The organism is Oleiphilus sp. HI0123, from assembly GCF_001635315.1.
This window is the reverse complement of sequence record NZ_LWGE01001644.1, coordinates 1-5,225: the sequence shown is the minus strand read 5'-3', so window position 1 is coordinate 5,225 and position 5,225 is coordinate 1. Positions and strand designations below refer to the sequence as shown.

General features: G+C 47.4%; 6 protein-coding genes. 4 read left to right on the top strand and 2 right to left on the bottom strand.

The window, feature by feature from the left end; genetic code table 11:
- From A3761_RS22150 to moaA, 3 genes are all read left to right on the top strand, one after another.
- Positions 1 to 715, top strand: a 715-nt coding sequence (locus A3761_RS22150) for a thiamine phosphate synthase (RefSeq protein WP_197473177.1), incomplete at its 5' end; no start/stop codon positions are given.
- A 49-nt stretch (positions 716 to 764) separates the two neighbouring features.
- A complete protein-coding gene (gene moaC, locus A3761_RS22145) occupies positions 765 to 1,253 on the top strand; it encodes a cyclic pyranopterin monophosphate synthase MoaC (protein WP_068516348.1) in 489 nt (162 codons plus the stop codon).
- 24 nt (positions 1,254 to 1,277) lie between these two features.
- Positions 1,278 to 2,285, top strand: a complete 1,008-nt coding sequence (moaA, locus tag A3761_RS22140) for a GTP 3',8-cyclase MoaA (RefSeq protein ID WP_068553784.1) — start codon at positions 1,278 to 1,280, stop codon at positions 2,283 to 2,285.
- A gap of 16 nt (positions 2,286 to 2,301) precedes the next feature.
- Here the strand turns inward: moaA and A3761_RS22135 are convergent, their stop codons facing one another.
- On the bottom strand, positions 2,302 to 2,922 hold the full coding sequence (locus A3761_RS22135; RefSeq protein ID WP_068516341.1) for a class I SAM-dependent methyltransferase: 621 nt from the start codon (positions 2,920 to 2,922) through the stop codon (positions 2,302 to 2,304).
- 238 nt (positions 2,923 to 3,160) lie between these two features.
- Here A3761_RS22135 and ribA point away from each other — a divergent pair, with 238 nt between their 5' ends.
- The gene (gene ribA / locus A3761_RS22130; protein ID WP_068508589.1) at positions 3,161 to 3,778 is read left to right on the top strand and encodes a GTP cyclohydrolase II; all 618 of its coding nucleotides are present in this window, start codon (positions 3,161 to 3,163) and stop codon (positions 3,776 to 3,778) included.
- Here the strand turns inward: ribA and dxs are convergent.
- Positions 3,775 to 5,225, bottom strand: a 1,451-nt coding sequence (gene dxs, locus A3761_RS22125) for a 1-deoxy-D-xylulose-5-phosphate synthase (RefSeq protein WP_068750895.1), incomplete at its 5' end; no start/stop codon positions are given. The two genes, ribA and dxs, sit on opposite strands and share 4 nt — an antisense overlap.

The window sequence follows — 5,225 nt, the reverse complement described above, 5'->3', positions numbered from 1 at the left end:
CTTTCGAGAATTTGGACAGCAAGTAAAGTGGNTTGAGTGTGGGGATTTATCAAAATACAGCTTCCCTGATGCTAATGTGCCTATCATCACCGCCTGCCAACTTCCAGAGCAATATATAGTTACGCCTACCTACCCAAATTTGGATAGGGCAAGAAAAGAAGTAGAAGTTTTGTTCGAAAAATGTCCAGGCATGATACTCTTAAGGCAGCCAGATTTAAGTATTGATGAGTATTTTATTTGGCTGGATGACTTGCTGGCGACGATTCCCGGTTTAGGGCAGAGCCTAATGCTGAGTGCGCACCTTGAGTTGTCTTTTGATGCGGAGGCTTCGGCGGAGCTGCTAGGTGAATGCTTGCTTCGTTTTGAGCAATACAAAACGCGTGTTAGAGGTGTTCATTTGCCGACTTATGTGGCGAAGCGTTGTCATGTTAGACCTTTTAAAGAAAACTTTTATTTAGCGGTGTCCTGCCACTCTTTAGATGAGCTGGCACATGCACAAAGTATTCGGGCAGACTTTGCAACATTGTCACCGGTGCAGGAAACAGCTACTCACCCTAATGCCATCGCAATTGGCTGGTCTAGCTTCAGTGCCTGGCTTAAGTTAGCGACGCTGCCAGTGTATGCATTAGGGGGAATGAGCCCTGCTGATTTACCTCGTGCTTTTCAGGCAGGAGCGCAAGGTGTAGCAGGTATTGGTGCGTGGTCTAAAAGATAGCAGCTTGGTCTGATAGAATGAGTCATTAGAGTCTGGGAAAGAGGTAAGTATGTCCGACAATCTAACGCACCTGAATGAGCAAGGTGCAGCGCATATGGTAGATGTGGGTGAAAAAGAAGTTACCCACCGTATTGCACGCGCAGAAGGTTACGTTTTAATGAAGGAAGAAACCCTTCGGATGATTACCGAAGGTCGTCACAAGAAAGGTGATGTATTCGCGACCTGCAGAATAGCCGGAATTATGGCGGCAAAGAAGTGTTCGGAGCTGATTCCCTTGTGTCATGCCTTGAACCTCAGTTCTGTAAGCATAGAGATTGAAGCGCTAGGTCTCGAAGAGGGTGAACCCCGGGTAAGAATGACGGCCCAGTGTAAGCTTGATGCCAAAACGGGTGTTGAAATGGAAGCCTTAACGGCCGTGAGTGTCGCCTGCTTGACTTTGTATGATATGTGTAAGGCGGTTGATAAAGGTATGGTGATCGATCAGGTAAGATTACTCGAAAAGAAAGGTGGCCGTAGTGGTCACTATTTGGCATCGTAAAATTGAACTATTGAGTGAGAGTCGATGAGTATTAATAGCAATCAGTTAATTGACAAGTTTGGCCGTCGCGTTAGCTACGTGCGTATGTCTGTGACTGATCGCTGTGATTTTCGCTGCGTCTATTGCATGGACGAAGAAATGACCTTTGTTCCGAGACAAAAAGTCCTGACTTTGGAAGAAATGCACCAAGTTGCTGAGGCCTTTGTCGAGCTAGGTGTCGGAAAGATACGTTTAACGGGTGGTGAGCCTTTAGTTCGAGCAAATGTAATGTCCTTGTGCGAGTCGGTAGGCGCCTTGCCTGGTTTGGATGAGCTGGTGATGACGACAAATGGTTCACAGTTATCAAAAGTCGCGAAGTCTTTGCTCGCCTCGGGCGTAAAGCGTTTAAACATAAGTCTGGACACTCTAAAGGCTGACAAGTTTAAAGAGTTAACTCGCGTTGGTGATCTTGAAAAAGTGCTTCAGGGAATCGATGCAGCAATTGACGCAGGCTTTGAGAAGATCAAATTGAATGCTGTGATTATGAAGGGTCGGAATGCCGACGAAGTAATCCCCCTGATACGTTTTGCAGTGGGCAAAGGCATTGATATTAGCTTTATCGAAGAGATGCCCTTAGGCGTTATCTCGGAACATAGTCGCGAAGAAGCTTTTTGCTCGAATCAAGAGCTTAAAGAAATTATCAGTGAGGTTTGGCCGCTTCAGGTAGTGTCGACCGGCAATCGCTCCGATGGCCCGTCGCGTTATTATCAATTGCCCGGAGAAAAGACTCGCATCGGATTTATCTCGCCTCATAGTCATAACTTTTGTGGTGACTGTAACCGGGTGCGAGTGACTGCTGAGGGTTTACTTTTGCTATGCTTGGGTAATGAGCATGCGGTTGACTTGCGTGCCGTCTTGCGTGCCCACCCCGGAGACAGAGAGCGTCTGAAGCGAAGCATTATCGAGGCAATGGACCTTAAGCCAGAGCGTCATGAGTTTAACTTGTCTGAAGAGCCTCAAATTGTTCGCTTTATGAATATGACAGGTGGTTAAGCTCCTAAGTCCGAATTTATAGTTTTCGAGCTTCACCTAGATAAATATAGCCTGCGAACTTTGGTGCTTTAGGAGCGTAGAAGCGCTCAATCATTACAATTTCGAACCCGCCTGCTTGAATGAGCTTATCAATCGGGCGGTTCAGGTTACAACCTCCTGCAACACAGCCCCAGGGTTTGTTTAAACGGTGTTGCCATTTCTCAACTTTTGGTTCAGGCGCTAGGCCATGCTCACTAAATAGAAGCTTACCCTCAGGCTTGAGTACTCTATGCATTTGCTGAAGGGCTTTGTGGTAGTCGGGGATTGTGCATAAGGTGAAGGTTAGCAGGATGGTATCAACGCAGTCGTCTTCAAGCGGAATCTCTTCACCAGGTAAGTCCAGCCATTTTACTTCAATATCGGACTTTGCCACCTTAGCTGCGGCCTTTCTTCGCATTCCTTCAGAGGGCTCTAGGCCCCATACAAAGTCGATGTTCTTACTGTTGTAGAATTCAAGGTTGGCGCCAGAGCCCATGCCAATTTCGAGAACTCGTCCGGTGCATTTCGGTACTATTCTTTTACGGAGTTTCTGAATAGGGGGAGAGGTGCAGGCAGCATTGATCAGATGTGGAAGAATACGCTCTTCGTATAGGTTCATTTTCTTAGTTCTTATTATCTTTGGGAGGCTAATTAGAGCAGCTGCTTTCGGGGCTTTCAAGTTATGTAAGTTTGAATTCACTAATTTGTCGCGGAAAAGACCGTTTCAATTTACATTCGAGTTAAGCTCGCTTGTCAGAATGTGATACAATGCGCGCCCTGCAGGTCTTATAGCTTGTTTGGATGCTTGCTTGTAAGCCCTTAGTATGCCTTTTTAGTTTGTGCCAAGAGGATCGTCTGTGAAAGTTCGCTTTATTGAAACATGCCGTTTACCAACGCCTTTTGCCGTGTTTGATATGCATGGCTTTGAAGAGGTGGAGTCTGGTCAGGAGCATGTTGTATTGACCTTAGGGGATATCTCAAACGGTGCTCCTGTATTAGCGAGAACGCATTCTGAATGTCTCACTGGCGATGCCTTGTTTAGTATGCGTTGCGACTGTGGTTACCAGTTAGAGCAGGCGATGCAAAGCATTGCTGATGAAGGTCGTGGTGTATTGCTGTACTTACGTCAAGAGGGTCGTGGTATCGGCTTATTAAATAAGATTCGTGCCTACCAGTTACAAGACCAAGGTGCTGATACGGTTGAGGCCAATGAAAAGTTAGGTTTTGCGGCAGATCTCCGAGATTACACGATTTGTTATGACATGCTCGCACATTTGGGTGTTAAGGAGCTGAAGCTGATGACCAATAACCCACGAAAAGTAAAAGCTTTGCAGAGTGGTGGAGTCTCGGTTGTCGAGCGAATTCCAATTCAGGTTGGCCGTAACCCGCATAATGACGGTTACCTTTCGACCAAGGCGAGCAAATTAGGCCATTGGTTGCGCGACCATCAGGACGATGATGCGCCAGCGGACTAACTGGCGTTTTCGATTGCTTTTCGGTTGCTAAGCGCCAAGATGCTCTGTTCAATTCCTTCTGCATCTAAACCGCACTGTTTAAGCAGGTCTTGAGGCTTACCGTGAGCGACAAACTTATCGGGAAGGCCTAGATGAATGACCTGCGAAACAAGTCCTTGCCCGCGTAAGTATTCAGACACGCCGCTTCCTGCGCCGCCGGCGATCACATTTTCTTCCAAGGTGACCAAGGTCTCGTGCTTATTCGCCAGTTCATCAATCATTTGCGTATCGAGTGGTTTGATAAAACGCATGTCCACGAGTGTTGCATTGAGCTTTTCGGCAGCAGCTTTCGCCGGTTCCAGCAAAGAGCCAAATGATAGAATGGCTATTTTCTTTCCTTCGCGAATTGCTTTGGCTTTGCCTAATTCCAAGGCTTGCATCTCTTTTTCAATTTCTGCACCCGGGCCTGTGCCTCGTGGGTAGCGCACGCAAGCTGGGCCTTCATATTGGTGGCCTGTGTAGAGCATTTTCCGAAGTTCATTTTCGTCCGAAGGCGCCATCACAACTAGCTTGGGAATGCAGCGTAAGAAGGATAGGTCGAAACTTCCGGCATGCGTTGCGCCGTCTTCACCAACCAGGCCAGCCCGGTCTATGGCAAACAAAATATCCAGGTTCTGGATGGCGACATCATGAATGAGCTGATCATATGCGCGCTGTAAGAAGGTTGAGTAAATTGCGACAACAGGCTTCACTCCTTCACAAGCCATGCCTGCTGCCAGTGTTACGGCATGCTGTTCGGCGATGGCAACGTCATGGTAGCGCTCAGGGTAGAGTTCGGAAAAACGAACTAGGTCGGAACCTTCTCGCATCGCTGGCGTAATACCGACGACCCGACTGTCTTGTGCGGCGATATCGCAAAGCCACTGGCCAAAAACGTTTGAGTACTTGGGTTGGCTGGCAGGCTTATTTTCAACAGGGCTTACTTTGGGTTTTGCTTCTATTTTGTTGATTGCGTGGTAGCCAATCGGGTCGATTTCTGCTGGTGCGAAGCCTTTCCCTTTTTTGGTGACAATATGAAGGAATTGAGGGCCTTTCAGCTCCTTCATGTTTTCTAATGTTTTGATTAAGGTTGGCAAGTCATGACCATCGATAGGGCCAATGTAGTTAAAGCCTAATTCCTCAAAAAGCGTACCGGGTGCAACCAAGCCTTTGACGTGCTCTTCAGTTTTCTTGGCAAACTCCATTAGGCCGGGAGTGCTGCTCAGAATTTGCTTGCCGCCATCGCGCATCTGATTGTATGTTTTTCCTGACAGAATTCTCGCCAGATGGTTCTTCAAACCGCCTACGTTGTCCGAAATCGCCATGTCATTGTCATTTAAAATAACTAGCATGTCAGGAGCGATATCTCCGGCATGACTCATTGCTTCAAATGCCATGCCTGCTGTTAGAGCGCCATCGCCAATCACTG

Excerpts from the sequence above, each read along its gene's own strand:
- moaC (WP_068516348.1), top strand. The coding sequence starts at position 765 with ATGTCCGACAATCTAACGCACCTGAATGAGCAAGGTGCAGCGCATATG.
- moaA (WP_068553784.1), top strand. The coding sequence starts at position 1,278 with ATGAGTATTAATAGCAATCAGTTAATTGACAAGTTTGGCCGTCGCGTT.
- A3761_RS22135 (WP_068516341.1), bottom strand. The coding sequence starts at position 2,922 with ATGAACCTATACGAAGAGCGTATTCTTCCACATCTGATCAATGCTGCC.